General features: G+C 69.5%; 22 protein-coding genes and 1 pseudogene. 11 read left to right on the forward strand and 12 right to left on the reverse strand.

The features are described 5' to 3' along the window. Positions 1-25 precede the first annotated feature (25 nt). Positions 26-1,063: an SMP-30/gluconolactonase/LRE family protein gene (locus tag BMZ18_RS14375; protein WP_068360930.1), complete on the reverse strand. Its 1,038-nt coding sequence runs from the start codon at positions 1,061-1,063 to the stop codon at positions 26-28. A gap of 146 nt (positions 1,064-1,209) precedes the next feature. Here BMZ18_RS14375 and BMZ18_RS14380 point away from each other — a divergent pair, with 146 nt between their 5' ends. Next, complete coding sequence (locus BMZ18_RS14380) at positions 1,210-1,647, forward strand: SRPBCC family protein (RefSeq protein ID WP_068360928.1); 438 nt, start codon at positions 1,210-1,212, stop codon at positions 1,645-1,647. 38 nt (positions 1,648-1,685) lie between these two features. Here the strand turns inward: BMZ18_RS14380 and BMZ18_RS14385 are convergent. Further along, positions 1,686-2,066 (reverse strand): annotated as a pseudogene (locus tag BMZ18_RS14385) (RidA family protein); the annotation flags it as partial. Between the two features lie 190 nt (positions 2,067-2,256). On the opposite strand from BMZ18_RS14385, the gene BMZ18_RS14390 reads away from it, so the two are divergent. Further along, positions 2,257-2,508 carry a helix-turn-helix transcriptional regulator gene (locus BMZ18_RS14390; RefSeq protein WP_068099809.1) on the forward strand — a complete coding sequence of 84 codons (252 nt, stop codon included), beginning with the start codon at positions 2,257-2,259 and terminating at the stop codon, positions 2,506-2,508. A gap of 199 nt (positions 2,509-2,707) precedes the next feature. Here the strand turns inward: BMZ18_RS14390 and BMZ18_RS14395 are convergent, their stop codons facing one another. The 6 genes from BMZ18_RS14395 to BMZ18_RS14415 all read right to left on the reverse strand — a co-directional run bounded on the left by BMZ18_RS14395 (position 2,708) and on the right by BMZ18_RS14415 (position 9,155). Further along, a complete protein-coding gene (locus BMZ18_RS14395) occupies positions 2,708-3,487 on the reverse strand; it encodes a DeoR/GlpR family DNA-binding transcription regulator (RefSeq protein ID WP_068360925.1) in 780 nt (259 codons plus the stop codon). Between the two features lie 26 nt (positions 3,488-3,513). Beyond that, positions 3,514-4,536 carry a 4-hydroxythreonine-4-phosphate dehydrogenase PdxA gene (gene pdxA, locus BMZ18_RS20080; RefSeq protein WP_068360922.1) on the reverse strand — a complete coding sequence of 341 codons (1,023 nt, stop codon included), beginning with the start codon at positions 4,534-4,536 and terminating at the stop codon, positions 3,514-3,516. 9 nt (positions 4,537-4,545) lie between these two features. Continuing rightward, complete coding sequence (locus BMZ18_RS20085) at positions 4,546-5,652, reverse strand: four-carbon acid sugar kinase family protein (RefSeq protein ID WP_244516542.1); 1,107 nt, start codon at positions 5,650-5,652, stop codon at positions 4,546-4,548. Between the two features lie 67 nt (positions 5,653-5,719). Continuing rightward, positions 5,720-6,397 (reverse strand): SDR family NAD(P)-dependent oxidoreductase, encoded by a 678-nt coding sequence (locus tag BMZ18_RS14405; RefSeq protein ID WP_082894890.1) that lies wholly within the window; start codon positions 6,395-6,397, stop codon positions 5,720-5,722. After that, the gene (locus tag BMZ18_RS14410; protein ID WP_068360912.1) at positions 6,385-7,566 is read right to left on the reverse strand and encodes a sialidase family protein; all 1,182 of its coding nucleotides are present in this window, start codon (positions 7,564-7,566) and stop codon (positions 6,385-6,387) included. The genes BMZ18_RS14405 and BMZ18_RS14410 overlap by 13 nt, the downstream gene beginning before the upstream one ends. 14 nt (positions 7,567-7,580) lie before the next feature. After that, a complete protein-coding gene (locus tag BMZ18_RS14415; protein ID WP_068360909.1) occupies positions 7,581-9,155 on the reverse strand; it encodes an ABC transporter substrate-binding protein in 1,575 nt (524 codons plus the stop codon). Positions 9,156-9,435: 280 nt separating this feature from the next. Between BMZ18_RS14415 and BMZ18_RS14420 the strand changes: the two genes are divergently transcribed. Genes BMZ18_RS14420 through BMZ18_RS14445 form a run of 6 tightly spaced genes read left to right on the forward strand, consistent with a single transcriptional unit; the run spans position 9,436 to position 14,828 of the window. Further along, a complete protein-coding gene (locus BMZ18_RS14420; RefSeq protein WP_235606427.1) occupies positions 9,436-10,464 on the forward strand; it encodes an ABC transporter permease in 1,029 nt (342 codons plus the stop codon). After that, a complete protein-coding gene (locus BMZ18_RS14425) occupies positions 10,465-11,430 on the forward strand; it encodes an ABC transporter permease (protein ID WP_068360906.1) in 966 nt (321 codons plus the stop codon). 1 nt (position 11,431) lies between these two features. Next, a complete protein-coding gene (locus BMZ18_RS14430; RefSeq protein ID WP_068360902.1) occupies positions 11,432-12,262 on the forward strand; it encodes an ABC transporter ATP-binding protein in 831 nt (276 codons plus the stop codon). Next, complete coding sequence (locus tag BMZ18_RS14435; protein WP_068360901.1) at positions 12,259-13,092, forward strand: ATP-binding cassette domain-containing protein; 834 nt, start codon at positions 12,259-12,261, stop codon at positions 13,090-13,092. The genes BMZ18_RS14430 and BMZ18_RS14435 overlap by 4 nt, the downstream gene beginning before the upstream one ends. A gap of 17 nt (positions 13,093-13,109) precedes the next feature. After that, positions 13,110-14,057: an aldo/keto reductase gene (locus tag BMZ18_RS14440; RefSeq protein WP_211267462.1), complete on the forward strand. Its 948-nt coding sequence runs from the start codon at positions 13,110-13,112 to the stop codon at positions 14,055-14,057. Positions 14,058-14,066: 9 nt separating this feature from the next. Continuing rightward, positions 14,067-14,828, forward strand: coding sequence for an HpcH/HpaI aldolase family protein (locus BMZ18_RS14445; RefSeq protein WP_068099798.1), 762 nt, complete (start codon positions 14,067-14,069; stop codon positions 14,826-14,828). A gap of 109 nt (positions 14,829-14,937) precedes the next feature. Here BMZ18_RS14445 and BMZ18_RS14450 read toward each other — a convergent pair whose 3' ends face one another. Continuing rightward, the gene (locus tag BMZ18_RS14450) at positions 14,938-15,843 is read right to left on the reverse strand and encodes a type IV toxin-antitoxin system AbiEi family antitoxin domain-containing protein (RefSeq protein ID WP_082894889.1); all 906 of its coding nucleotides are present in this window, start codon (positions 15,841-15,843) and stop codon (positions 14,938-14,940) included. Between the two features lie 203 nt (positions 15,844-16,046). Here BMZ18_RS14450 and BMZ18_RS14455 point away from each other — a divergent pair, with 203 nt between their 5' ends. From BMZ18_RS14455 to BMZ18_RS14465, 3 genes are all read left to right on the forward strand, one after another. Beyond that, positions 16,047-16,475 carry a DUF4262 domain-containing protein gene (locus BMZ18_RS14455; RefSeq protein ID WP_068360898.1) on the forward strand — a complete coding sequence of 143 codons (429 nt, stop codon included), beginning with the start codon at positions 16,047-16,049 and terminating at the stop codon, positions 16,473-16,475. Positions 16,476-16,553: 78 nt separating this feature from the next. Beyond that, on the forward strand, positions 16,554-17,957 hold the full coding sequence (locus BMZ18_RS20090) for a hypothetical protein (protein WP_139203980.1): 1,404 nt from the start codon (positions 16,554-16,556) through the stop codon (positions 17,955-17,957). Beyond that, entirely contained in the window at positions 17,954-18,685 is a 732-nt protein-coding gene (locus tag BMZ18_RS14465; RefSeq protein ID WP_068360895.1) for an HD domain-containing protein, read from the forward strand. Before BMZ18_RS20090 ends, BMZ18_RS14465 begins: the two co-directional genes overlap by 4 nt. Here the strand turns inward: BMZ18_RS14465 and BMZ18_RS14470 are convergent. Genes BMZ18_RS14470 through BMZ18_RS14480 form a run of 3 tightly spaced genes read right to left on the reverse strand, consistent with a single transcriptional unit; the run spans position 18,682 to position 23,821 of the window. Further along, positions 18,682-19,980 (reverse strand): amidase, encoded by a 1,299-nt coding sequence (locus tag BMZ18_RS14470; protein ID WP_244516543.1) that lies wholly within the window; start codon positions 19,978-19,980, stop codon positions 18,682-18,684. The two genes, BMZ18_RS14465 and BMZ18_RS14470, sit on opposite strands and share 4 nt — an antisense overlap. Beyond that, entirely contained in the window at positions 19,929-21,743 is a 1,815-nt protein-coding gene (locus BMZ18_RS14475; RefSeq protein WP_082894887.1) for a hydantoinase B/oxoprolinase family protein, read from the reverse strand. The genes BMZ18_RS14470 and BMZ18_RS14475 overlap by 52 nt, the downstream gene beginning before the upstream one ends. Then, a complete protein-coding gene (locus BMZ18_RS14480) occupies positions 21,740-23,821 on the reverse strand; it encodes a hydantoinase/oxoprolinase family protein (RefSeq protein WP_068360890.1) in 2,082 nt (693 codons plus the stop codon). The genes BMZ18_RS14475 and BMZ18_RS14480 overlap by 4 nt, the downstream gene beginning before the upstream one ends. Positions 23,822-23,987: the final 166 nt, after the last annotated feature.

Below are 23,987 nucleotides of genomic sequence, written 5' to 3' on the forward strand. Positions count from 1 at the left end.
GCCGCACTCCTCCGCAGCCGAGTCGTCAGCGCGGAACGGCGCTCACGGTGAACGGCTCCACCGGCTCGCCGCCCCGCTTGTCGAACTGGCTGTTCACCACCAGCAGCCGGTCGTCCACGGCCGCCGCGGTCGTGGGGTAGGCGAAGCTCGGGTCGCGGATCTCCCCGGTGACCCGGCCCGAGCGGCCGTCGTCGGACAGGTCGACGCGAGCGATCAGGCCGTCCCGGTTCCGCACCACGTACAGCGTGTCGTCGTCGTACTCGAGACCGTCGCCGTTCTGCACGGTCGCGCCCCCGAGGTCGACCTGCGTCACCTCGCGGGAGTCCTCGTCGACGCGGTACAGGTTGCCGGTGGAGGACTGCACGATCACCAGAGCGTCGTCGTCGACCTCGACGATGCCGTTCGCATTGAAGCCCTCGCCGTACACGAAGGGCGTGCCGTCGAAGTTCACCGCCGGCTCGAGCTGCCCGTCGCCCTGCGCGCCGGGCGGCACGCGCCACAGCACCGGGCTACGCGAATCGGTCACGTAGGCCTCGCCGTCGTCACCCACCACGACGTCGTTGAGGAACGTGGCGTCCGCGCCGAGACCGTTGGTCAGGGTCGCCCGGAGCTCGCCGGTTTCCGCATCGTGAACCCACACTCGACCGGTCGCACCGCCGGCGATCACCAGGACGCCGGACTCGTCGTCGTCCCCGTCCTCGACGTCCAGCCCGGCGGCACCCGTGCGTCCGTTCTCCCCGGCCGCCAGGAACGGCCGAACCTCCGGATCGCCGACGGTGCCGCGGAACACCGCCCCGTCGGACGTCGACGTCACCCAGAACGAGTCGTCGTCGGCGGTGATCCCCTCCGGGAAGACGCCCGTTCCCGGCAGCCGGTACACGAACGCCGACGACGCCGACTCGGGTGACGCCGTGGCGGACTGCGCCGTGGACGAGACCACGGACCCGATCGACGACGCCGCCGGGTCGGCCGTGGGCTGCCCGTCCTCCGTCGACGAGCATCCGGACAGAACGAGGGCGAGAACGCCGGCGGACACGGCCACGGGAGCGCGAAATCGAGACATGATCCGAGAGTGCCCGATTTGTCGTGTCACGACACAGGTCGGCGTTTCGCGTCCGCTCCCCTCCCCCGGTGACCTACGGTCGTCGAGTCCAGCTGTCGGGGCCCGACCCTGCCGGCCCGTCCGGCTGCACGCACCACGGAGGATGCATGCCCGTCATCACTCGCGAGGTCGAGATCGCGGTGTCCGCGGCCGACGCCTTCGCCTACCTGTCCGATCACGCGAACGTGCCGCACTGGATGTTCGGCGTCACCTCGTTCGACCCGGTCCGGCCGGTGACCAGGGACGTGGGCGACCGGTTCGACGCGGTGATGAAGCTCGGCCCGAAGACCCTGACGTCCACGCTCGACGTGGTCGAGTGGGTGGAGAACGAGGTCTTCGCGCTGCAGTCCGTGGCCGGGTTCGAGACGAGTTCGCGGTGGCGCGTGACCCCGATCGACGACGACCGGTGCCGCGCCGACGTCGAGTTCGGCTACGAGTTCCCCGGCGGGCTCACCGGTCGAGCGCTGGCCAAGATCGTCGAGCCGTTCATCGGCCAGGGTGTGGCCATGACCGATCGGAACATCCGCCAGCGCCTCGAGGTGTAGCCGCGTCGGGCCGTCAGAGCGTCTCGAGACGCACCGCGTCAGAGAATCGCCACCGCGTCGATCTCCACCAGCATCTCCTCGCGCGGCAGTCCGGTGAAGACGGTGGTGCGGCTGGGCAGGACGTCGCCACGCGTGTGCTCGAGCACGAAGGCGCCGTAGGCGTCGTTCATGATCGCGAAGTCCTCGCGCTTGGTGAGGTAGACGCGGAGCGTCACCACGTCGTCGAAGGTGGCGCCGGACGCCTCGACGATGGACTTGACGTTGGTCAGGGTGCGGGTGGTCTGCGCGGCGACGTCGCCGGGGTACAGGTACTCGTTGGTCTCGGGGTCCACCGGACCCTGGCCGGAGACCTGCACGAAGTTGCCCTTACGGACGCCCTGGGAGAACGTGTGCGCGGGGGCGGGCGCGTCGGTGACCCGGCCTGCATCACCGGTCGCCGTCTGTCCGCCGCTCGAGGGACAGACGGCGACCTCGTCCGTGTGGTTGCATTCGCTCAGCACCTTCTCCCGCAGTGCCCCCAGAAATGGGGTCTGTCGCGGTCCCCGCATCGGAACATACGGTCGGTCCGGCGGTCGATCGACGCCGCAGGAACGGCCCGGGGGGAAACGGATGCAGACGCTGATGGACGAGAAGGTGCGCCCGGCGCTCAGTGCGCGGGAGGTCGAGGTCCTCCTGGCCTGGATCGTGCGCGATTCCAAGGACGACGTTGCACGGTCGCTCTACATCTCCCCCGCCACTGTCGGCACCCACATCGCCCGCGTCCGGGACAAGTACGAGGCCGTCGGCCGGTCGGCCAAGTCCAAAGCCGCGCTGGTGGCACGGGCCCTGCAGGACGGCTACATCACCCTCGACGAGCTCTGACGGCCCCTCCCCACCCGATCCGCGCGACCTCCAGGGATCCGCGTCTGCTGCAACCGCAGCGGATCGCTGGAACAGAAGCGGATCGGGCGGTGGGCCCGTGGCCGGTCCCCGCCCCTCCCCACCCGATCCGCGCGACCTCCAGGGATCCGCGCCTGCTGCAACCGCAGCGGATCGCTGGAACAGGAGCGGATCGGGGTGGTCAGGCCGGCGCCTGCACCCGCACGACGACGATGCCGGCGTCCTCGAAGGGCGCGGTGTCGGCCTCGGTTGCGGTCGCGTCGGTCACCAACGTCACCCCGGCCGGCAACGGCGCCCAGGCGTGGAACGGCCGTCGTCCGAGCTTCGCGGCGTGCGCCAGCACGTAGATGCTGCCGGCGCGATCCATCATCAGTTCCTTCAGCCGGGTCTGCTCGATCTCTGCCTCGCAGATCCCCCGATCCGCCGTCACCGCGTCCGCCCCGAGGAACGCGCGGTCGTAGGACACCCGCGCGAGGGACGCCTCGGCGAGCGGACCGACGAAACCCTGGGACAGATGCCGCAGCGTTCCCCCGAGACACTCGACCCGCACGTCGTCGGCGTCCGCCAGCGATTCCAGTGCCGTGAGGCCGGCCGTGATCACGGTCAGGCGAGGGCAGTCCCGCAGGAACTCCCCCATCGCCCCCACGGTGGTGCCGGCGTCCAGCAGTACCGTCTCACCCGGGTGCACCTCGCCCGCAGCCCATTTCGCGATAGCCCGCTTGGCGTCGAACCCCTCCACCGCACGCTGGCGGATCGAGGACTCCGGATGCGGATCGAGCGCGATGGCGCCGCCGTAGGTGCGCGCGAGCAGACCCCGCGTCGTCAGGTGGGACAGGTCCCGGCGGATGGTCGACGCGGTCACGCCGAACTGCGCCGAGAGCTCGTCGACGCTCGCCAGACCACTGGTCTTGGCCAGTCGCACGATCTCCGCGCGCCGCACCTCCGACTCCCGCACCGCCACCGGTCCTCCTTCGCTCCGACCCGAACCTAGCCGACGGAGGTGGTGCTGGTCGCGAGTTCGGCCGCCTGCCGGAGCGCTTCGACCATGCTGCCGGATTCGGCGATGCCCTTGCCGGCGATGTCGAAGGCCGTGCCGTGGTCGACGGAGGTTCGGATGACGGGCAGGCCGACCGTGATGTTCACGCCCGCTTCGATTCCCAGCACCTTCACCGGACCGTGCCCCTGGTCGTGGTACATCGCGACGATGAGGTCGTAGTCGCCGCGCCCGGCGAGGAAGAACGCGGTGTCGGCGGGCAGCGGGCCCACGGCGTCGATGCCGTCCGCACGCAGAACCTCCACGGCCGGAACGATCTTCAGGTCCTCCTCGCCGTAGCCGAACAGTCCGTTCTCCCCGGCGTGGGGATTGATGCCGCAGAGACCGATCTTCGGGTTCGGCGTGCCCGACCGCACCAGGGCGTCGTGCCCCCGTCGCACCGTCCGCTCCACCAGGCCCGGCTCGATCTTCGCCACCGCGTCGAGCAGGCCGATGTGGGTGGTCACGTGAATGACCTTGAGCTTCGGCGTCGAGAGCATCATCGACACCTCCTCGGTGCCCGTGAGATGCGCGAGCAGCTCGGTGTGACCCGGGAAGACGTGTCCGGCGGCGTGCAGTGCCTCTTTGTTGAGGGGTGCCGTGCAGATGGCCTGGACCTCGCCGGCCACCGCGAGCTCGCTGGCGACGCGGATGTACTCGTAGGCGGCGTGACCGGCCACGGACGACAGCTCACCCCAGGGCAGGTCGGCCGGGATCAGACCCAGATCGACCACGTTGATCCGCCCCGGCCGGAACTCGGCGTCGCGGACGTGGTCGACGGCGACGACGTCGCACGTAACACCGAGAATCTCTGCGGCGGAACGCAACCGGGCCACGTCGCCGATGACGACGGGCCGGCACCACGCGGCGACCCGCTCGTCGAGGACGGCGGGCACGATGACCTCGGGCCCGATACCGGCCGCGTCGCCCATGGTGAGGGCGACGACCGGGAGGTCGAGGGTGGGAGTGGACGTCATGGTGGGTCCTCAGCTCTGGGAGACGGCACCGACGGGGAGGCCGGCGAGGTGGGCGTGGATGGCGGACAGGCTGTGGCGGTCGCCGAAGCTGCCCGGTCGGGTGACGATGCGACGGCCGTCCGGGGCACGGAGGACGACGGCGCCGTAGTGGACCTGGCCGACGGGCCGCAGGGTGGTGATGCCGAGCGCGTCGACGACGGCGCGGGCGGTCTCCCCGCCGGTCAGGGCGAGGTCGACGGCGCGCCCCGCCGCGACGCGGGCGACGAGGTGCCCCAGCGCGACGACCAGGCGGCCGGAGGCGGACGGGTCGAGCGGGCCGGAGACGGTGAGGACGGCGGATCCGCGGGCCAGGGCGCCCTCGAGCTCGGCGGTCGAGGCGCGTCCCGCGAGGACCGCGGCGGCGTCGACCGACACGACGGGCACGCCGTCCTCGGCCAGCCGGGCGACCTGGTCGCGGGCGCCGACGGATGCCGTGCCGACGACGGTGAGCACGTCACGCGCGGGGTCGGCGGGATGCGTGTCCCGCGCCGCCGTCGCTGCGGGCAGCGTGCGGACCAGCGCGGCGGCCAGAGCGCCCGACCCCACGAGGACGACGTCCGGGTCGTCGGCGACCGAGGCCACCACGTCGTCGAGGTCGCGGTTGCCGGTCACGTCCGGAACGGCGACGGACGGCGCCGTGCCGACGACGTCGCGTACGGAGGCGGGCGGAAGCCCCGGCTCGGCGTTCCACACCGACGAGCGGTGCAGCGGAACGTCGTTCACGTACAGCACGCCGTTCCGGACGATGCGGCCGAGACCGGGATGACCGGCGGCGACCACCACGCGGCCCCGGCGGGCCAGCACGTCGACGGTCGTGGCGACGTGACCGCGCAGCAGCGAGTCGATCTTGACGACGACCCGAGTCCCCGCGGGGACGGCTCCGAGCGCGGCGGACAGGCGGGCGCCGGCCTCGGCAGCCGATCGCGAGCGGGTGTCGAGGTCGACGATGCCGACGGCCGCGGTGAACCCGTCGACACCGGAGAGCGACAGTTCGAGATCCGTCGTGCGCTCGAGCACGGTCCCGGCCACCTCGGCCGCGCCGGAGAGGTCGTCGGACAGCACCACGGTGCGGGTCATGTCGCCACCTCCCTTGTTGCGCGAATCACGCAAACCATCGTACGCGTATTGCGTGTTTCGCGCAGCATCACAACGACGCTCCGGCGCACTGCACGATGGTCTGGCCCGTGATGTTGCGGCCCAGCGGACCGAGCAGGAACGCGGTCAGGCCGGCCACCTCCGCGGGCTCGATGAACGAGCCCAACGGCGGGGTCCGGGGCGGCGTGTGCGCGCGCGACGGGTCGCCGAGCATCGCCGTGTCGGTCGGCCCGGGTGCCACCACGTTCACGGTGATACCGCGCGACACCAGTTCCATGGCCCACGACCGCGACATGCCCGTCAACGCCGACTTGGTGGCGACGTACTGACTCTTGCCGGCGTTCCCGGTCATGGTCCGGCTGCCGATGAGGACGATGCGTCCGCCGTCGGCGATTCGGTCCACCACCCCGTTCACCAGCACCTCCGCGGCGGCGACGTGGACGCGCCACATCGCCTCCAGATCGGCGACGTTCAGGCGGCCGAGCGGCGCCGAGCGTTGCAGACCGGCCGCGTGCACCACCGCGTCGACATCGGTCAGCTCGGCCGCGACGGCACGCACCCGGTCCACATCGGCGAGATCGGCCTGGATCCAGTCGAGTCCGACGGGCTCGGGTTCGCGCCGGCTCAGACCGGTGACGCGCCAACCCTCGTCCACGAGGGTGGTCGCGACGGCGGCGCCGATGCCGGAACTGACGCCGGTGACGACGGCGTGCTTCACGAGAGCCACTCGGGGGTCAGCTCGCAGTACTCGATGGCCTGCCGGAACCGGGTGAACGCCACGTGCAGCGTCGTGCCGTCCGCGACGATCGACGGGTACGAGAACTCACGATTGAGGCCGTCGCGGGAATTGTTCGACAGGCAGTAACCGTCACCCTCCTCGAGGTTCCGCCGGCGCGGCCAGGTCACTCCGCGATCGTCGGACAGCGCGAGCGTCATCGGCGCGCGCGGGGCACCCCAGAACGCCTGACGCGGATCGCCGTCGGTGAGCGGTGCGCTCTCCTCCACCGTGCCCTGCGTCTCCGCGATGCCGTCGTCGTCGATCTCGTCGTAGAGCGAGAGCCGCCGCTCCGTGGCGTCCGCGCGACTGGACTCGTTGTACACCAACGCTAGTCGGTCGCCGTCCAGCACGACGAACTGCACCGACGAGTTGTTGTTCGGCAGCTCGGTCGGCTCGGGCGCACTCCACGTCTCGCCGTCGTCGTCGGAGACCGAGCGATACACGTGATCGGCCCAACGGCTGCGGTAGAGCGCGACGAGTTGCCCGTCGGACAGTCGGCCGATGTTCATGTGGACGCATCCCGTGCTCTCCGGCACGGTGACCTCGCGCCAGGACGCGCCGTCGTCGTCGGAGATCATCACGCCGGAGTAGTCGCGATCGCCCACCCACTTCCGGCCGTCGATCCTCACGCAGTGGAAGACCGGGAGCAGGATGCGCCCCGACGGCAGGGTGACCATCGGCTGCCGGACGAAGACGCCGCCCGCGTCGGTCTCGGGGACCAGGACGTCGGTGGCGCCCCAGGTGCGGCCCCCGTCGGTCGACACGCGCCGCAGCACGCGTGCGGTGTCCTGGTTGCCGGCGTGCTGCGAGGTCCACAGCAACCACACCTCACCCGACGCCCGCACGTTCAGGACAGGGTTCTGCTCGGACCGCCCGGGGTCGTCCGACAGACGCACGGGCTCGGACCACGCGTCACCCTCGCGGCGGGAGAACCAGACGCTGATGTCCGGGACGCCTTCCTGCGTTCCGGCGAACCAGACGCAGGCCAGCGTGCCGCCCGGCAGCACGGCAAGATTCGCGGCGTGATTCTGGACCTCGGGCGGGAACAGCAGGGCGTCCCGACGGCCGGCGTCGGCGGTGGGACGAACGATGCCGTCGGCATCGAGGGCGGTGGTCACGGCGAATCTCCCGTTCAGACGAGGGTGGCGGCGGACAGGTTGTACGAGTTGGTCGGGCGCAGCGTGACGTCCTGGATCCGATCGCGCTTGGCCAGCACGGATTTCGGGACGAACGACCAGAGGCACGGGACGGTGTCCCAGATCTGCCGCTGGGCGTCGGCCAGCAGCTGACCGCGACGGGTCGGGTCGACCTCCTCGGACGCGCGCGCGATGGCGGCGGCGATCTCCGGGAACTGATACCCGTGGTAGGTGTCGCGGGTCGCTTCCTTCTCCGGGGTGCCGGCGTACATGCCCTGCATGATCGTGATGGCGAGCCCGGTGGGGCTCGGGAAACCGTTGCCCAGCACGTCCCAGTCGCCGGCCTTGCCCTGACGCCACTGCATGATGTCGCCGCCGGGCTCGAACTGCTGCAACGACGTTCGGACCCCGATGTCGGAGAACATCTGCACGACCGACTCCATGATGTCGGTGTCGGCCGCGAATTCGCCGGATTCCCAGATGATCTTGAGATTCAGGTCCCGCACACCGAGTGCGTCGAGCTCGCCGCGAGCACGGGCGGGGTCGTACACGTACTCGCCCGTCTCGATGGCGCCGTCGAGGATGGACGGGATCACGCCGCGGGAGGCCGTGGCCGATCCCTGCATGACCTGATCGATCAGCGCGGGACCGTTGATCGCGTACGTCAGCGCCTTGCGCACCCGTGCGTTCGCGAGCGGGTGATCGGCCGGCTTGCGGAAGTTGTAGAACAGCTGGTTCAGACGCACTCCGTCGACCCGCTCCACGCCGACGTTCGACAGGCCCTCGAGCTGATCGGCGGCATCAGGGGTGATGGAGTCGATGACGTCGACCTCCCCGCTGCGCAGCGTGACCACGCGGGAGGACTCCTCGGGCACGAAGCGCACGCGAACGGTCTCGATGTTCGGCGCCGGCCCCCAGTACTGCGTGTTGCGCTCGAGCGTGTAGTTGCCGGTGCCGCGGTCGGAGGAGGTCACCACGTACGGTCCCGATCCGACGCCGGACTGCAGTTCCTCGGGCCGGTTGGCCGCGGCGGGTGTGATGAGAATGTTCGACATCAGGTAGTCGAGTACCGGCACCGGTTTGGTGGTGAGCAGGGAGAAGCTCGAGGCGTCCATCGGTTCGACGGTGGGCCACTCGGGGAAGAACCCGCCGACGAAGGACCCGTCCACCTCGCTGTACATCTTCAGCGCGGTCGCGACGTCCTCGACGCGCACCGGCGAGCCGTCGGAGTAACGGACGCCGTCGCGCAGGTGAACGAACCACCGCGTCGGCTCGACCAGCTCGAAGCGGTCGGCGAGGACCAACTGCGGCTTCAGGTTCGCATCGATCTCGGTCAGGGCCTGCCGGACGCCGCGCTGCACGGTGAGTGCGGCGTCGAACTGATTGAGCTTGTTGTCGAGGCTGACCAGGGACCGGTTGAGCGCGAGGCTCACGGTGGTCGGTCCGGGCGTACCGGTGGGCGTCGCGCATCCGGTGGCGGCCCCGCCGAGCAGGACACCGCCGCCGAGCAGCAGCCCGCCGCGCATCAGGTTGCGCCGCGAGAACCGCTGGTGGAGCAACGAATCGGTCATGGTCGACCTCTTTCGATCGAGGATGTCGTGGGGCCAGGCACGCCCGTCGCCGACGGCGGGGCTGTGACTGCGAGCACACCGGAACTGTACGCAGATCTGCACGAAACACGCAACTACCGATTGCCACTTGCGCGATTCGCGCACGGGTGTCATTGTGAGCTGAGTTACAACGACGCCGAAGACGGAAGCTCCGTACCCGGATCCCGCCCGGAGCGTCGAGTCCGCAGAAAGGTCGATCGATGCATCAGCCCTGCTCACGCCACCGTCTGTCGAGCGCGCGATGACCGCCGGCATGATCGCGCCGGCCGACGAGCCCACCTCGGCGCCCGCCGACCCGACGGCCGGATCGGCGAAGACGAAATCCCGGTCCGCCGGCACGGCCCGCTACGTCGTCAAGCGCCTCGGTCAGAGCGCACTGGCGATCTTCCTGACGCTCACCACGGTGTTCGTCCTCGTCCGCATGGCGCCGGGCGACCCGGCCTACGCGATGGCCGGCCCCCTCGCCTCGAGCGAGGACATCGAGCGCATCCGCCAGTCGATGGGCCTCGACCAGTCGATCGTCACGCAGTACTGGAAGTACCTTCAGGGACTTCTCCAGCTGGACCTGGGCACGTCGTACTCCTTCCAGGCACCCGCGTTCGACGTGGTGCTGGACCGTATGCCCTACACCCTGACGCTCACCGTCGCGTCCATCGGCCTGACCACGCTGCTCGCGATCCCGCTGGGCGTGTGGATGGCCCGCCGCGCGGACACCCGCCGTGAACTGGGCGCGAACGTGCTCACCATCGCCGGCCAGTCCATGCCCGACTTCTGGACGGGCCTCATGCTCATCACCCTCTTCGCGGTGGTGCTGCCGATCTTCCCCGCCGCCGGCTTCGCCACGTGGTCCTCGCTCGTCCTGCCGATGGTGACCGTGGCGATCCTCCAAATCGCCCTCATCTCCCGGATGGTGCGACGAGAGATGGTGGGCGCGTTCTCCTCCCAGTACGCCACCGTCGCCCGCGCCCGCGGTGTGTCGGAGCGGAAGCTCGTCTGGCGGTACGCCCTGCGCAACTCGTCCATCCCGGTGCTCACCGCGCTCGGCACCCGCTTCGCCTCGATGCTCAACGGCGTCGTCGTCGTCGAGGTCGTGTTCGCCTGGCCCGGCGTCGGATCGCTCGTGGTCCGCGCGCTCGAAACTCGTGACTACCCGCTCATCCAGGCCACGGTCCTCGTCACCGCCGTGCTCGCCGTCCTCGTCCAACTGCTCGTCGACCTCTGCTACCCGCTGCTGGACCCCCGCGTCCGGCTGGGGAAGGGAACGTCCTAGATGACCGCCACCCTCGACGCGTCCGGTCCGGCACCGGCCGACCCGACGCGACGCGAACGACCGTCCGCGGTCACTCCGAAGCATCTCGCTGCGGCCGGCGCCACCCGGCGTGCCCGCGACAGCCGCCTCAAGATCTGGGTGGGCAGCGTCTGCGCGCTGATTGTGATCCTGCCCGTCGCGTTCGCCCGCGTGCTGCCGCTGCAGAATCCCGACGCGACCGACCTCGGCTCGCGCCGCCTGCCGCCGCTGACCGACGGGCACCTGTTCGGTACCGACCAGCTCGGCCGCGACCTGCTGGCCCGCATCCTCTACGGCGGTCAGGTCTCGCTGCTGGTGGGCATTCTCGCCGTCCTCGTCTCCGGGTTGATCGGCCTCGTCCTCGGCTCGATGGCCGGCTACTTCGGCGGCTGGGTCGACACCGTCGTCAGCCGACTCCTCGAGGCGCAGCTCTCCCTCCCCCTGCTGATGATGCTGTTGCTCGTCGTCGCGCTGATCGGCCCGTCGATCCCGGTCATCACCTTCGTCATCGCCATCGCGCAGTGGCCCGAGATCGCCCGTCTCACAAGATCTCTGGTCCTCGTGGAACGCGAGAAGCCGTACATCGCCGCGTCCCGCGTCCTCGGTTTGGGGAAGACCGCGATCCTCACCCGGCACATCGTCCCCAACGTGATCAAGCAGACCTCCCTGGTGGTGCTGCTGCTCCTCGCACAGGCCGTGCTGCTCGAGTCCGCGCTCAGCTACCTCGGCGCCGGCCCGCAGCGCCCGTTCGCGACCTGGGGTCGCATCATCTCCGACGGCCAGGACTACATCACCACCTCGTGGTGGCTGGTCACCCTGCCGGGCCTGGTCATCGTCCTGCTCGTGATCGGCGTCAACCTGCTCGGCGACGGACTCCGCGACCGGCCCGCCGGATCCGGCCTCCGCGCCCTGCTGGGCCGCCTCGCACTCACGGGAAAGAAGGCCTGACATGACCGAATCCCTGCTCACCGTCGACGAACTCCAGATCGAGCTCATCACCGACCGGGGTGTCGTCCGTGCGGTCGACGGCGTCTCCTTCACCATCGCGGCGGGCGAAACGGTGTGCATCATCGGCGAGTCCGGATCCGGCAAGTCGACGACGGCCATGGGCCTGCTCGGTCTGCTCCCCACCGACCTCGCCGTCCTGTCCGGCCGAGCGCAGTGGAAGTCCGCCGACATTCTCGGCGACGACGCCGCGCTGCGCCGGGTCCGCGGGTCCGAGATCGCGTTGATTCCCCAGGACCCGATGACGGCACTCTCGCCGGTGCACACCATCGGATCGCAGCTGCGAGAAGCCGTTCATCACAGCGGTATCCGCGGCAAGAGCGCCCAGACCGCCCGGGCGGTCGAGTTGCTCGAACGGGTGCACATCGTCAACCCCGCCGACCAGCTCGGGCGGTACCCGCACCAGCTGTCCGGCGGAATGCTCCAACGCGTGCTCATCGCCTGCGCGCTGGCCGCCGACCCCGCCCTCATCGTTGCCGACGAGCCCACGAGTGCGCTGGACGTGACGGTGCAGGCGAGCATCCTCGATCTGCTGCTCGAACTGCAGGAGCGCACCGGGATCGGCATGTTGCTCATCACCCACGACCTCGGGGTCGCGCGCCTGATGTCCGATCGCATCCACGTCATGAAGTCCGGCACGTTCGTCGAGAGCGGCGACGCCCGCACCCTCGTCGACAACCCCACCCACGCCTACACCCGGAAGCTGCTCGGGGCCGTGCCCCAACTCGGCGACTGGTCCGGGGCCCCCGCCACCCGCGAAGGAGTGCTCGCATGAGCCTGCTCACCGTCGAGGACCTCGTCGTCGACTACCCCGTGGCCACCGGAACGTTCCGCGCCGTCGATCACGTCAGCTTCAGCGTCGACAAGGGCTCCACGCTCGCCGTCGTCGGTGAGTCGGGATGCGGCAAGTCGACCATCGCCAAATCGATCGTGCGGCTGCTGACCCCGACGTCCGGGCGGATCCTGGTGGACGGCACGGACATCGCCCGGTTGTCGGAGCGAGCACTGCGCCCGTTCCGGTCCCGAGTGCAGATGGTGTTCCAGGACCCGTACGGCTCGCTCGATCCACACCTGACCGCCGTCGACATCGTCGGCGAACCCCTGCGCCTGCAGGGCATCCGGTCGAAGTCCGAACGCCACCGTCGCGCCGCCGAACTGCTCGACCAGGTCCAGCTGCCGCCGTCGTCCCTCGGGCGTCGTCCCGCAGAGTTCTCCGGCGGCCAGCGTCAACGCATCGGCATCGCCCGCGCTCTGGCGTCGGGTCCGGAGATCCTGGTGTGCGACGAGGCCACCAGCGCACTCGACGTGTCCGTCCAAGCGCAGGTGCTCGACCTCCTGCGGTCGATCCAGCAGGACACCGGCATCACCTACGTGTTCATCTCGCACAATCTCGGGGTCGTGCGCGAGATCAGCGATCACGTGATCGTCATGCGCAAGGGCGCGGTGGTCGAATCCGGTTCCACCGCCGACGTTCTCGCCGATCCACAGCACCCCTACAGCGCAGCGCTGCGTGCCGCTGCGCTGGACCCCACCACCATGGTCGGCCTCAAGCCGCGCTACGTTCTGTCCGGCCGTCCCGCCCCCGTCGCCACCCGAGGAGTCTGACGACAATGGAATCCGGAATGCACTTCGGTTCGATGGTGCTGGGCACCATGACCTTCGGCGACACCGTCGACCTCGACGGGGCGCGGGCTCTGCTCGACGTTGCGCTCGACGCCGGGATCACCCACCTCGACACGGCCAACGGCTACTCGGCCGGTGACGCGGAGCGCATGCTCGCCGAGCTGCTCGCAGGCCGCCGAGATCGCGTCACCGTCGCCACCAAGGCCGGCATGTACCTCGGCGACGCGGGTGGTCACTCGCCCCTGTCCCCCGAAGGCCTGCGGCTGAGCCTGGAGGCGAGTCTCGTGCGACTCGGCGTCGAGCACGTCGATCTGTACTACCTGCACCAGCCCGATCGCGCCGCCTCGCTGCACGACACTCTGTCCACCGTCGCGAAGTTCGTCGCCGAGGGCAAGATCGGCGCGCTGGGCGTCTCGAACTTCGCCGCCTGGCAGATCGCCGAGGTGAACCGCGTGTGCGACGAGGTCGGCGCGCCCCGACCCGTCGTCGCCCAGCAGCTCTACAACCTTCTCGCCCGCCGCATCGAGGAGGAGTACGCCGAGTTCGCCTCGACCACCGGCATCGCCACGATGGTCTACAACCCCCTCGGAGGAGGCCTGCTCACGGGCAAGCACACCTTCTCCGACGAGCCCGGCGAAGGGCGCTTCGGCGATTCACGTCTGGCCGGGATGTACCGCGAACGCTACTGGAACGCCGACATCTTCGACGCCGTGTCGCGGCTCGCGGCCGTGGCCGACGGCGCCGGCATGCCGCTGACCGAGCTCGCCCTCCGGTGGCTGCGCTCGACCCCCACCGCCGGCCCCATCCTGCTCGGCGGATCCCGAACCTCCCACCTGCAGGCCAACATCGACGCCCTCGGCCGGGGCCCGCTGCCGGCCGACGTGGTGGCCGCCTGCGACGAGGTCGGCGCTGCTCTGCGCGGACCCATGCCCGCCTACAACCGATAGGAATCCCTCGTGTCCGTCGACGATTTCGCCCGCCGCCTGCGCGCCCGTGAGCAGGTGTTGGGCTACTGGTCCGTCATCGATTCGCCCGTGTCCACCGAGTGGCTCGCCCACGTCGGGTGGGATTACCTCTGCCTCGATCTCCAGCACGGACTGATCGGTTACGACGGCCTGCTCCGCGGACTCACCGCCGTCGACGCCGCGCACGGCCCGGCCGGGCTGGTCCGAGTGGAGGCGAATGATCGGACCTACATCGGCAAGGCGCTCGACGCCGGCGCCCGCGGGGTGATCGTGCCGCTGATCGACACCGCCGAGGACGCCGCCCTCGCCGTCTCCTACTCCCGGTACCCACCCGTCGGGGTGCGGTCCTACGGGCCTATGCGCTCGCAGCTCCGCGTCGGCCCCCTGCCCGCCGAGGCGAACGACGCCGTGGTGGTGCTCGCCATGATCGAGACGCCCGAGGGTCTGGAGAACGTCGAAAGCATCTGCGCCGTTCCCGGACTGGACGGCATCTACGTCGGACCGTCGGACCTGCGCATCGCCGTCGGAGGCAGTTCTCCCGCCGACAGCTCCGTCGACGAGGTCTTCGACGCTGCCCTCGTGCGCATCGCCGACGCCGCCGCGGCCGCGGGCATCGCCTGCGGCATCCACACCCCGTCCGGCGAGGTCGCGGCCCGGCGGCTGACGCAGGGCTTCACCTTCGCCACCGTCGCCTCCGATCTGACCCACCTGAAGGCCGCGTCCGAGGCGCACCTGGTGGCGGCGCGGGGTTGAGTCGGGTGGGTCGGGTCTGCGCTGGGGCTAGCGCCGATCCGCGCGACTTTCAGGGATCCGCTGCTGCTGCAGCCGCCGCGGATCGCTGAAACACCGGCGGATCGGCGAGTCACGGCACTCGGTGCGTCAGCGGCGGGGGTCGGCCCTTGGCCATCGCCATCGCCCGACGGACCTTGACGGCTCCCGCGTCCGAGGCGAGGTCCGCCCACGTCAGCCGGGCCACCACCCACCCGAGCGACATCAACTCGTCGTGCCGCTTCTTCTCCTCGAACAGGACCTGTTCGGAGGTGTACTTCACCCGGCCGTCGAACTCGACGATCACCCCGTCGAGCAGGAAGTCGGGGCGACACACGAACGAGCCGTGACGCAGAGTCACCTGCAGCTCGAACGCGGGAAACCCGAAGCGCTGCAGGTACACCCGAGTTCGCGACTCACCGATACTCTCGCTGCTCCCGTCGGCGAAAGCCACGGTTCGACGGGCCGAGCTGCACCCGGTCATCCCGGCGCACCCGTCGAGCGCGGCATCGACGTCCGCCCGCGACGTCACCGCGAGTGCCGAATCCACCACGCACACCCCGGCTTCGAACGGCAGTTGCCGTGCGAGGTCCACGGCCGTCTTGGCCACGGTGGTGGCGGTCAGACCGCGGACCCGAGTGAGACAGCCGTTCAGCCTGTTGGTGTGCGTGTGTACGCGAGCAGTCCGCCGACCGCCCCGCGCGGCGTCGACGCTGAGGTGCACCCGCGACAGGTCGGGGTTCCACATCCGCAGGTCGTGCAGGACCGCAGCGGAGACGTGACTGACGACGGGGTTCGTCCGAGCGGCAACGACCCCGCGGACCGCGAGGAGGTGACGGCCTCGCTCGCTCGTGTCCGCGTAGGCGGCGGCGTCGCTGTAGACGCCGCGACCGACGCAGACCAGTCCGCCCCGCCGACGTGCAGTCCTGATCTCCTGGTCCCCGACTCCCGCTGCGGCGAGCTGCGCACGCGTCAGGAAGGTTCGCCCCGTGATGTCCACCGACTCAGCGTCTCTCACTGGCTCGTGCGACTGCGGTGACCGTCCACAGGGCATCGCGTTGTCCACAGCGCCCCGATCCGCGCGCGGTTCAGCACTCCGCGTGAGCTACAGCCGGCGCGGACTACTGGAACTGCAGCGGATCGGAAACCGTGTCGCGGTCCGGCGTTAGCTTCGCGGTCCACATCGACACCAAGGGGGACCATATGTGCGACGGACCGATCGATCTCGGCATGGTCAAGAAGAACATCAGGAACCGCGGCTGGCACGTCACGGCTGTTCACGGGGGCGGGGACTTCGCGTACACCAGCGGGCTCACCGAAAACGGACTGCCGGAGCTGCTCTGTCACGGGCTCCCCGCACGGCTTGCCTACGAGGTGTTCGCCGAGCTGCGCGAGACGATGCTCGACGATCCCGCGCTGGTGGCCCCGTCGATGACGATCCACGGGGCGGTGGGCGGCATTCCCGCTCTGTCGTTCGTCGAGGTGCTGGACCGGTCCGACATGGTGGTCACCCGAGCCCTCTATCCGCAGTTCACCGCTCTGCAGGTGGTGTGGCCGGATGCCTACGGGGTGTTCCCGTGGGAGGAGCACTACACGATGTGCGCCGACCACCAACCCCTGCGCGGGATCTGATTCCTGTCGGACCCCTCCTGTAGACAAGGGGTGAGCGGTGAACGGTCCCGCTCGTCGGGCATCACCCAGGAGCACCCCATGTCTCACTCCCCTTTCGGCCTGTTCGGTCGACCGGCCGGTGACCCCGGCTTCACGGTCGCCATCGAGATCGGCACCGATCTGTACGACCTCGAGCTCGAGCAGCAGTGCCGCATCCTCGAGCTGACCGGACGCCCCGGGGCGGACTTCGATCAGTCCGCCACCGGGTGCGCTCGGGTGGTCTACGAACTGCCGCACACCGGTTGGGTTCAGGCCGGCACGGACGCACTCGACGTCCTACAGGCGGTGCTGGGCGAGTTCGAGGTGTTCGGGGCCGAGATCTGCCGGTCCGATTTATGGGCCGAGGAGCCGATTTTCCCCACGATGCCGAGCGAGGTGCGTACCGGTCGCCCACCGGACCAGGACCTCACAGTCGTGACCGTGGAGCTGGACTCGTCAGTACGACGTTCGACGGCCGATCTCGGTCGGGCGCTCCTCGAACTGCGAGCCGTTGGGGGCGCTCATTGCACACCGGCGCCGGAAGACCGCCACCATCTGATTGTGACCATGCCGAATCGCAGCAGCCTGGTCAGCGCCAGCGCCGTCGCGGGGAAGTGCTTGATCCCAGTCGGTCACATGTGGCAGATCAACCGCGTTCGTGTCGTCGAGTCACAGACGTACCACCTCGAACTGGAGGACCGCGCCCGCTACCACCCACCACGCGTTCCGGACTGGCAGTTCGCGCTCGGCGGCGAGGACGGGCGGATGGTGGTCGTTCCGGACGGCTCGGCGAACCTGCACGGGTGGACGGTCGCGTCGCGACAGTCGGACGGGCAGGAACACACCGCAGAGCTCACCCGCGATCTGGTGTGGATCGACGAGGCCGGCCTGGTCAATCTGCTCGGGCACGGAGACCGCATCGAGGCCTGGACCGCGACACTCCCCGGTAGTGCGCTGCTCACGTCGTTCGCGACGCCGCAGGGCACGGAGTTCCTGGTCGACCGGTGGGACGGCATGACCAACTGGCTCGTGGAAACGCTGGTGCGCAACGGCTCCGGACTGATCGTCGACCTCGGGCCGGGCGGTTACGTCGCTCCGGTCGACGAGGACGTGGACGACGACCTCGGGCTCGCCGACGTCCTCGACCCGGACGACGAGGTGATCAACGCCCAGCTCCATGTGCTCGACGACGGCGTGGTCATGGTACGGCGTTCCCGCACCGTGCTGCGCCGACTCCGGCTCGGCGACCACTCCGTCGAAGGCCTGGAGCTCGACGTGTGGCACCACGACGGCCATTTCGACGACTGCACGGACGGGTATCTCTTCACCTCCGACCTGCACCTCGCCGCCAGTGCGTGCACGGCGTGGTTTCGCGACCACGGCGGTCTCGAGGCCCTGGACGCCCTCGGCTGCGACTACTCCTTCGCCGACGCACTTCCCGCCACCGACCGAGAGGACGCATGACCACTTCGACACCCAGCACCCCGACGTCCACCCATGAACTTCTGCTGACGGCGCTGCGAGCGACCGCCTTGAAGGACATGGACCCCTCCCTGCTCTTACACGCGATCGACATCGAGGCCGACGCGCGGGGCATCGACCGAACAGATCTCGACCACGCTCTGGCGGTGGCGTCGTACGCCCACCTCGAGCAACGGCGCACCCAACGGGGCGACCAGGTCGCGGACCCCTACATCACGCATCCGTCGCGCAACACGCTGCGTCTCCTGCGATACGGGTGCACCGACCAGGCCGTGCTCGTCGCGACGGCACTGCACGACGTGGTAGAGGACCAGCCGGACCGCGTGGTGTCCCTGCTCGGCGGCTCCGACGCCGCCGCCGACGCGCTGCGACGCCACTTCGGCGACGACGTGGCCGATCTCGTCGCTGCCGTCACGAATCCCCAGCGCGATCCTGCGCGTGACAAGGCCGAGCAGTACGCCGAGCACGTCACCGCCGCGATCGCCGATAGGCGCGTGTTCCTGGTCAAACTGACCGACTTCGTCGACAACGCCGGAAGCCTGAAGTACCTGGCCGACGACGCCAAGCGATTGAAGCTGGCCGCCAAATACGCACCGCTGGTGCCGATCTTCGCGCGGGCCGCCCACCACCGCGGCGACCGACTGGGCCTGCCGCCGGAGGGCATGGCGGCCATCGACGACCACCTGCGCGCGATAGCCGACCAGACCTAGTCCGGAACGCACACCTCCGGCCGCACGGTGTACCACCGCGTCACGGCCTGGTACCGCTCACCCACACCGAAGAGCGCCCCCTCGTGCCCGACCGGGGCGGTCAGCTGCATCCCCACCGGCATGCCCGATTCGCGGTGGAAGCCCACGGGCACAGCGAGAGTCGGGCCCTCGTGCAACGACCAGGGATACGTGAACTGACCCATCCGACGCGACTGCGCCAGGACGTCGTCGCCACCGTCGATCGGCGGCACGTCGACGGGCATGGTGGGCGTGAGCACCACGTCGACGTCCTCGAACAGCGGAGCGAGCCCGTCGCAGAACCGACGACGCGCGTCCGCCGCGTTGCGTCTCTCGGCCTCGGAGATGCCCCGCCCCAGCGAGATTCGCTCCAGTGTGGCGGGCTGGAAGAGGTCGGGACGGGAGTCCAACCGCTCGCAATGAATCCGCGCGGCGTCGTGATAGATCGCGGTGTAGACCACGTCCTGCGCCGAGGTCGCCTCCGGCACCTCGACGGGCACGATCTCGTAGCCGAGCATCGCCAGATCGTCGACGGCGGCCGAGACCACCTCGGCCACAGCGGGATCGACGTCGGCGGTGATGAACACGTCGGGCACACCGATGCGCCGTACCGTCCGTGCGACGGGCGGTCCGGCCAGCACCGCGAATGCGTCCGCGACCTCGCGCACCGTCCGGGCCATCGGCCCCACGGTGTCGAATTCCGGGCTGACGGGAAACACGCCGTCGTTGCTGATCGCGCCGCGGCTCGGCCGCAGGCCGCTGACGCCGCAGGCCGAGGCGGGCAGCCGGACGGACCCGCCGGTGTCGGTGCCGAGCGCGAGGTCCACGATGCCCGCCGCCACGGCCGCGCCGGAGCCACCGCTCGACCCGGCCGGTACCCGTATCGTGTCCCACGGGTTGCGCGGCCCGCCGGCCGCAGAGTTCTGCGACGTCACACCGACGGCGAATTCCGCCATGTTCAGGGTGGCGACGACGGCGGCGCCCGCGGCGCGCAGCCGGCGCACCACCTCGGCGTCGGTCTCGGCCACGCGGTCGGCGAAGAATCGGGAGGCGCAGGTCGACCGCACCCCTGCGACGTCGATGTTGTCCTTGACGCCCACTCGCACGCCCGCGAGCGGACCGTCACCCGACCCGGCGTCGTCGATCCACGTGACGACGCTGTTCACGTGGTCGTCGACCCGCTGCGGGGACGGGCCGCGCGAGGCGGCCCGTCCCCCGTGCACCATCAGGCCGCGCTCGCGCGCAGGTCGGCGGTGGCCTTCTCGTCGATGGTCCACGAATCGACGTCCACGGCCACGCCGTAGTCCCGACGCGCGTCCTCGGCGGTGATGTACTCGTCCCACACGTCGCTCAGGACCTGGAAGGGGTCCCGCTCGAACGGGTTTCCGAATCCACCGCCGGACGGCAACTTGATCTCGAGGGTGTCGCCGGACTTGATGGTCTCCTGGGTGACCTTCGAGTACAACACCTCCTCACGGTCCGTTCCGGCGTTGCGAGTGAAGGATCCGGAGACGCCGTCGTGGCCACCGAGCGCACCGGCGGGTGCGTCGGACCGGTTGTCCGCCTCAGAGCCGAGGAAGGTGTCGGTCTCCATGAGCCACTTGCGCACGCTGCCGATACCGCCGCGCCACTTGCCGGGAGCCGGTGCCTCGTCGCGCAATTCGTAGCGCAACGCCCGCATCGCGTGGTTGAGCTCGAGTTCTTCGATGGGGTTGTTGCGAGTGTTCGCCATGAGGGCGTCGACGGCATCCATGCCGTCCTTGCCGTTGCGGCCGCCGTAGGAACCCTCGTTGATCTCGATGTACACCCAGTAAGATTCGCCGTCGGGCGCGATGCCGGAGTAGGCGATGGCACACAGCGCGGCCGACGACCCGGCGACGGCGTGGTCCGGCAGAACCGGTGCCAGCGCAAGGTTGATCGAGTCGAAGACCCGGTTGACCTGGGAGAAACGTGCGAAGCACGACGCCGGGAAGTCCGGGTTGAAGATCGTGCCCTCCGGTGCATACGCCTTGACCGGGCGGAAGCAGCCGTCGTTCTGGGGCACGAAGTCCTCGGAGACGTCCTCGTCGAGCAGGATCGTCCGGATCGCGGAGACCGCGACGGGCAGAACCGATCCCTCGAACGGCACGTTGAAGGCGGTGGGCACCTGACTGTTCGAGCCGGTGAGGTCGATGAGGATGTCCTCGCCGTCCACCTGCACCCGCACCGCGACCTTCAGCGGCTCGTCGCGGTTCTTGCCGTCGTCGTCGAGGTAGCCCAGGGGCGCCTCGTAACTGCCGTCCGGAATCTCGCGAATCTTGTTGCGCAGCTTGGTCTCGGAGTAGTCCATCCACCGCTCGCCGGCACTCATGACGGTGTCGAGTCCGTACTTCTCGAGCAGCTCGGTGAACCGCTTCTCGCCGATGCGCGAGCACGCGATCAGAGCTTCGAGGTCGCCGCGGTTCTGCTCGGGGGTCCGCACGTTGTCCAGGATGTGCTGGATCAAATAGTCGTTGCGGACGCCGGCCTCGTAGATCTTCATCGAGTCCATGAGCTTGCCCTCGGCCCACACGTCGACGACGTCCATGCACAGGCCAGGGAAGTTGCCGCCCACGTCGGACACGTGACCGGTGCAGCCGGCGAATCCGATGTGCTCACCCTCCCAGAAGATGGGGATGATGACGCCGTAGTCCGGCGAGTGCGCCGCGCCGTGGTACGGGTGGTTGTGCAGGATCACGTCGCCCGGCTTGTACGTACCGGCCAGTCGCCGGTTCACGCCGCGGATGTAGGCGGGGATCGAACCACAGTGCATCGGAGTGGAATCCGACTCGCACAGCTCGCGCCCGTTGACGTCGAAGATGCCGGCGCCGAGGTCCTCGGACTCACGGATGAGGCTCGAGTACGCCATGCGGTAGAGGACCTGCGCCATCTCCTTCGCCATGGACTGCAGGGCGCCACCGATCACCCGCAGGGTGATGGGGTCGACGTCCACGTCGTTCCACGTGCGGGTGGCCTCGCCGGCGAGCGAGACTCCCGTCGTGGGCATCAGCGCCTTGCTCATGCGGACTTCCTCTCGATGATGATGTGACCGACGGCGTCGACGGTGGCGTGCTGGTTCATGCCGATGATGGTGGTGGAGTCGAACTGCTCGACGATGGCCGGACCGCTGATCTCGTTGCCCGCCAACAGCTGCGAGCGCTCGTAGACCGGGGTGTCGACCCACTCGGGGGCTGCGGTGTCGTCCTTCCAGAACAGCGCACGGGCCGTCGTCTTGATCGCGCCCGACGCATCCGCGGTGCCGCGCTCGATCTCGGCGATCTGCACGTGCGGGACGGCGCCGACGCCGGTGACGCGCACGTTGACCAGCTGGACGGGCTTGTCGTCGAACCGCTGCGAGTACGTGCGGCCGTGGGCCTCGTGGAACGCCTCCGCCGTCGTCTTGACCCAGACGTCGTCGATCTCGCCGTCCGGCGCCTGGACACGCAGCTCGTACCCCTGCCCGACGTAGCGGCAGTCGACACTGCGCTCGAGCGAGATGTTCTCCGGCGCGATGCCATCGGCTTCGAGCTGGGCGACGGCCTGCTTCGACAGGCGGTCGATCTGGTCCTTCAGCAGCTCGATGTCCGGGTCGGCCGACGACGTCCACACGGTGGTGGGCTCCTCGTACCGAATGTCGGTGGTCAGCAGGCCGACCGCCGAGGTGATGCCGGGGTGTCCGGGGACGATGACGCGCGGGATCCCGAGCTGATCGGCGATCTGCCAGGCGAACAGCGGTCCGGCGCCGCCCTCGGCGATGAGGGAGAAGTCGCGCGGGTCGTAACCCTTGCGCACCGAGTGCAGACTGATGGCCTCGGTCATGGAATGCGCCAGGATCTTGAAGATGCCCATGGCGGCCTCGTCGATCGAGGTGTTCAGCTTGTCCGCGATGTGCGTCTGGATCGCGGTGCGCGCGAGCTCCGGCTGCACCTCCATGGTGCCGGACAGGAAGCTGTTCTCGCGGAGCCAGCCCATCATGACCATGGCGTCGGTCGACGTCGGCTCGGTTCCGCCGCGCCCGTAACAGGCGGGGCCGGGGACGGCGCCTGCGCTGCGCGTTCCGACGCGGAACATGCCGCCGTCGTCGACGACGGCGATGGACCCACCGCCCGCGCCGATGGTGTCCACATCGGCCATGGGCACCATGGCGTGGTAATCGCCGATCCTGGTGTCCAGCAGGTGCTTCATGCGCAGCGCGCCGTCCGGTGCGACACCGACGTCGGCGGACGTCCCACCGACGTCGAGGGTGATGACGCTGGGGTAGCCCGACGCCTTGCCGATCGCGCAGCCGCCGAGCAGTCCGGCGATCACGCCGCTGGTGAGCAGCGAGACGGGAATCTCGGTGGCGCTGCGGGAGGTGACGAGGCCACCGGCCGACGTCATGAGGTGGACGTCCTCGCCGACCTGCGCGTCGCGCGCCTTGCGGGCGAGGTTCTCGATGTACTGACTCGTCTTCGGTCCGATGAACGCGTTGAGCGCCGCCGTCGAGAAGCGTTCGTACTCACGATATTGCGGCGCGACCTCGCTCGAGAGGGAGACGAAGACGCCGGGGAACTCCTCGGCGATGATGGCCTTGACCCGCTGCTCGTGCGTGGGGTTGCGGTAGGAGTGCAGGAACGCCACCGCGATGGCCTGGACGCCGCGCTCGCGCAGCAGGCGAACCTGCTCACGCACCGTGTCCTCGTCGAGCGGGGTGAGGACGTTTCCGGCGGCGTCGATGCGCTCGGGTACCACGCGGCGATTGCGGCGCGGGACCAGCTGCCACTTCTGCCAGGGCAGGTCCTGGTAGTTGGAGTAGTTCAGCGGGCGCTTCTTGCGGGCGATGTGCAGGAGGTCGCGGAACCCCTCCGTGGTGATCATGCCGACGTCGCACCCGTTGTGCTCGAGAACGATGTTGGTGGCCACGGTGGTGCCGTGGAAGAACATGTCGATCTCGGACGGGTCGATGCCGGCGCGCTCGGCGAGGACGGCGATGCCGTCCATCGTGCCGATCGACGGATCGTGGTTGGTCGACGGCGTCTTGTGGACCACCACCGTGCCGTCGTCGTCCCACAGCACCAGGTCGGTGAAGGTGCCACCGACGTCGACTCCGATTCGTTTCATGGGCCATCCGTTTCTGCTGTCGGCGCTCGCGTGAGGAGCGGGAGGTCGGGCCGTGCGAGGCCGGTGCCGAAGATCCGAGTTCGCCGCTCGGGACGCGCGATGCGGGCCCGGTGTCGGAGTCTCGGAGGTGATCGTGGCCGCCCTGTTCGGGTGACACGAGTCATAG

Source organism: Rhodococcoides kroppenstedtii, assembly GCF_900111805.1.
Taxonomy (GTDB): domain Bacteria; phylum Actinomycetota; class Actinomycetes; order Mycobacteriales; family Mycobacteriaceae; genus Rhodococcoides; species Rhodococcoides kroppenstedtii.

Bases quoted from the DNA above. Each gene is read 5' to 3' on its own strand.
- BMZ18_RS14375 (WP_068360930.1), bottom strand. From the start codon at position 1,063: ATGTCTCGATTTCGCGCTCCCGTGGCCGTGTCCGCCGGCGTTCTCGCC.
- BMZ18_RS14380 (WP_068360928.1), top strand. From the start codon at position 1,210: ATGCCCGTCATCACTCGCGAGGTCGAGATCGCGGTGTCCGCGGCCGAC.
- BMZ18_RS14390 (WP_068099809.1), top strand. From the start codon at position 2,257: ATGCAGACGCTGATGGACGAGAAGGTGCGCCCGGCGCTCAGTGCGCGG.
- pdxA (WP_068360922.1), bottom strand. From the start codon at position 4,536: ATGACGTCCACTCCCACCCTCGACCTCCCGGTCGTCGCCCTCACCATG.
- BMZ18_RS20085 (WP_244516542.1), bottom strand. From the start codon at position 5,652: ATGACCCGCACCGTGGTGCTGTCCGACGACCTCTCCGGCGCGGCCGAG.
- BMZ18_RS14415 (WP_068360909.1), bottom strand. From the start codon at position 9,155: ATGACCGATTCGTTGCTCCACCAGCGGTTCTCGCGGCGCAACCTGATG.
- BMZ18_RS14420 (WP_235606427.1), top strand. From the start codon at position 9,436: ATGACCGCCGGCATGATCGCGCCGGCCGACGAGCCCACCTCGGCGCCC.
- BMZ18_RS14425 (WP_068360906.1), top strand. From the start codon at position 10,465: ATGACCGCCACCCTCGACGCGTCCGGTCCGGCACCGGCCGACCCGACG.
- BMZ18_RS14430 (WP_068360902.1), top strand. From the start codon at position 11,432: ATGACCGAATCCCTGCTCACCGTCGACGAACTCCAGATCGAGCTCATC.
- BMZ18_RS14435 (WP_068360901.1), top strand. From the start codon at position 12,259: ATGAGCCTGCTCACCGTCGAGGACCTCGTCGTCGACTACCCCGTGGCC.
- BMZ18_RS14440 (WP_211267462.1), top strand. From the start codon at position 13,110: ATGCACTTCGGTTCGATGGTGCTGGGCACCATGACCTTCGGCGACACC.
- BMZ18_RS14455 (WP_068360898.1), top strand. From the start codon at position 16,047: ATGTGCGACGGACCGATCGATCTCGGCATGGTCAAGAAGAACATCAGG.
- BMZ18_RS20090 (WP_139203980.1), top strand. From the start codon at position 16,554: ATGTCTCACTCCCCTTTCGGCCTGTTCGGTCGACCGGCCGGTGACCCC.
- BMZ18_RS14465 (WP_068360895.1), top strand. From the start codon at position 17,954: ATGACCACTTCGACACCCAGCACCCCGACGTCCACCCATGAACTTCTG.
- BMZ18_RS14475 (WP_082894887.1), bottom strand. From the start codon at position 21,743: ATGAGCAAGGCGCTGATGCCCACGACGGGAGTCTCGCTCGCCGGCGAG.
- BMZ18_RS14480 (WP_068360890.1), bottom strand. From the start codon at position 23,821: ATGAAACGAATCGGAGTCGACGTCGGTGGCACCTTCACCGACCTGGTG.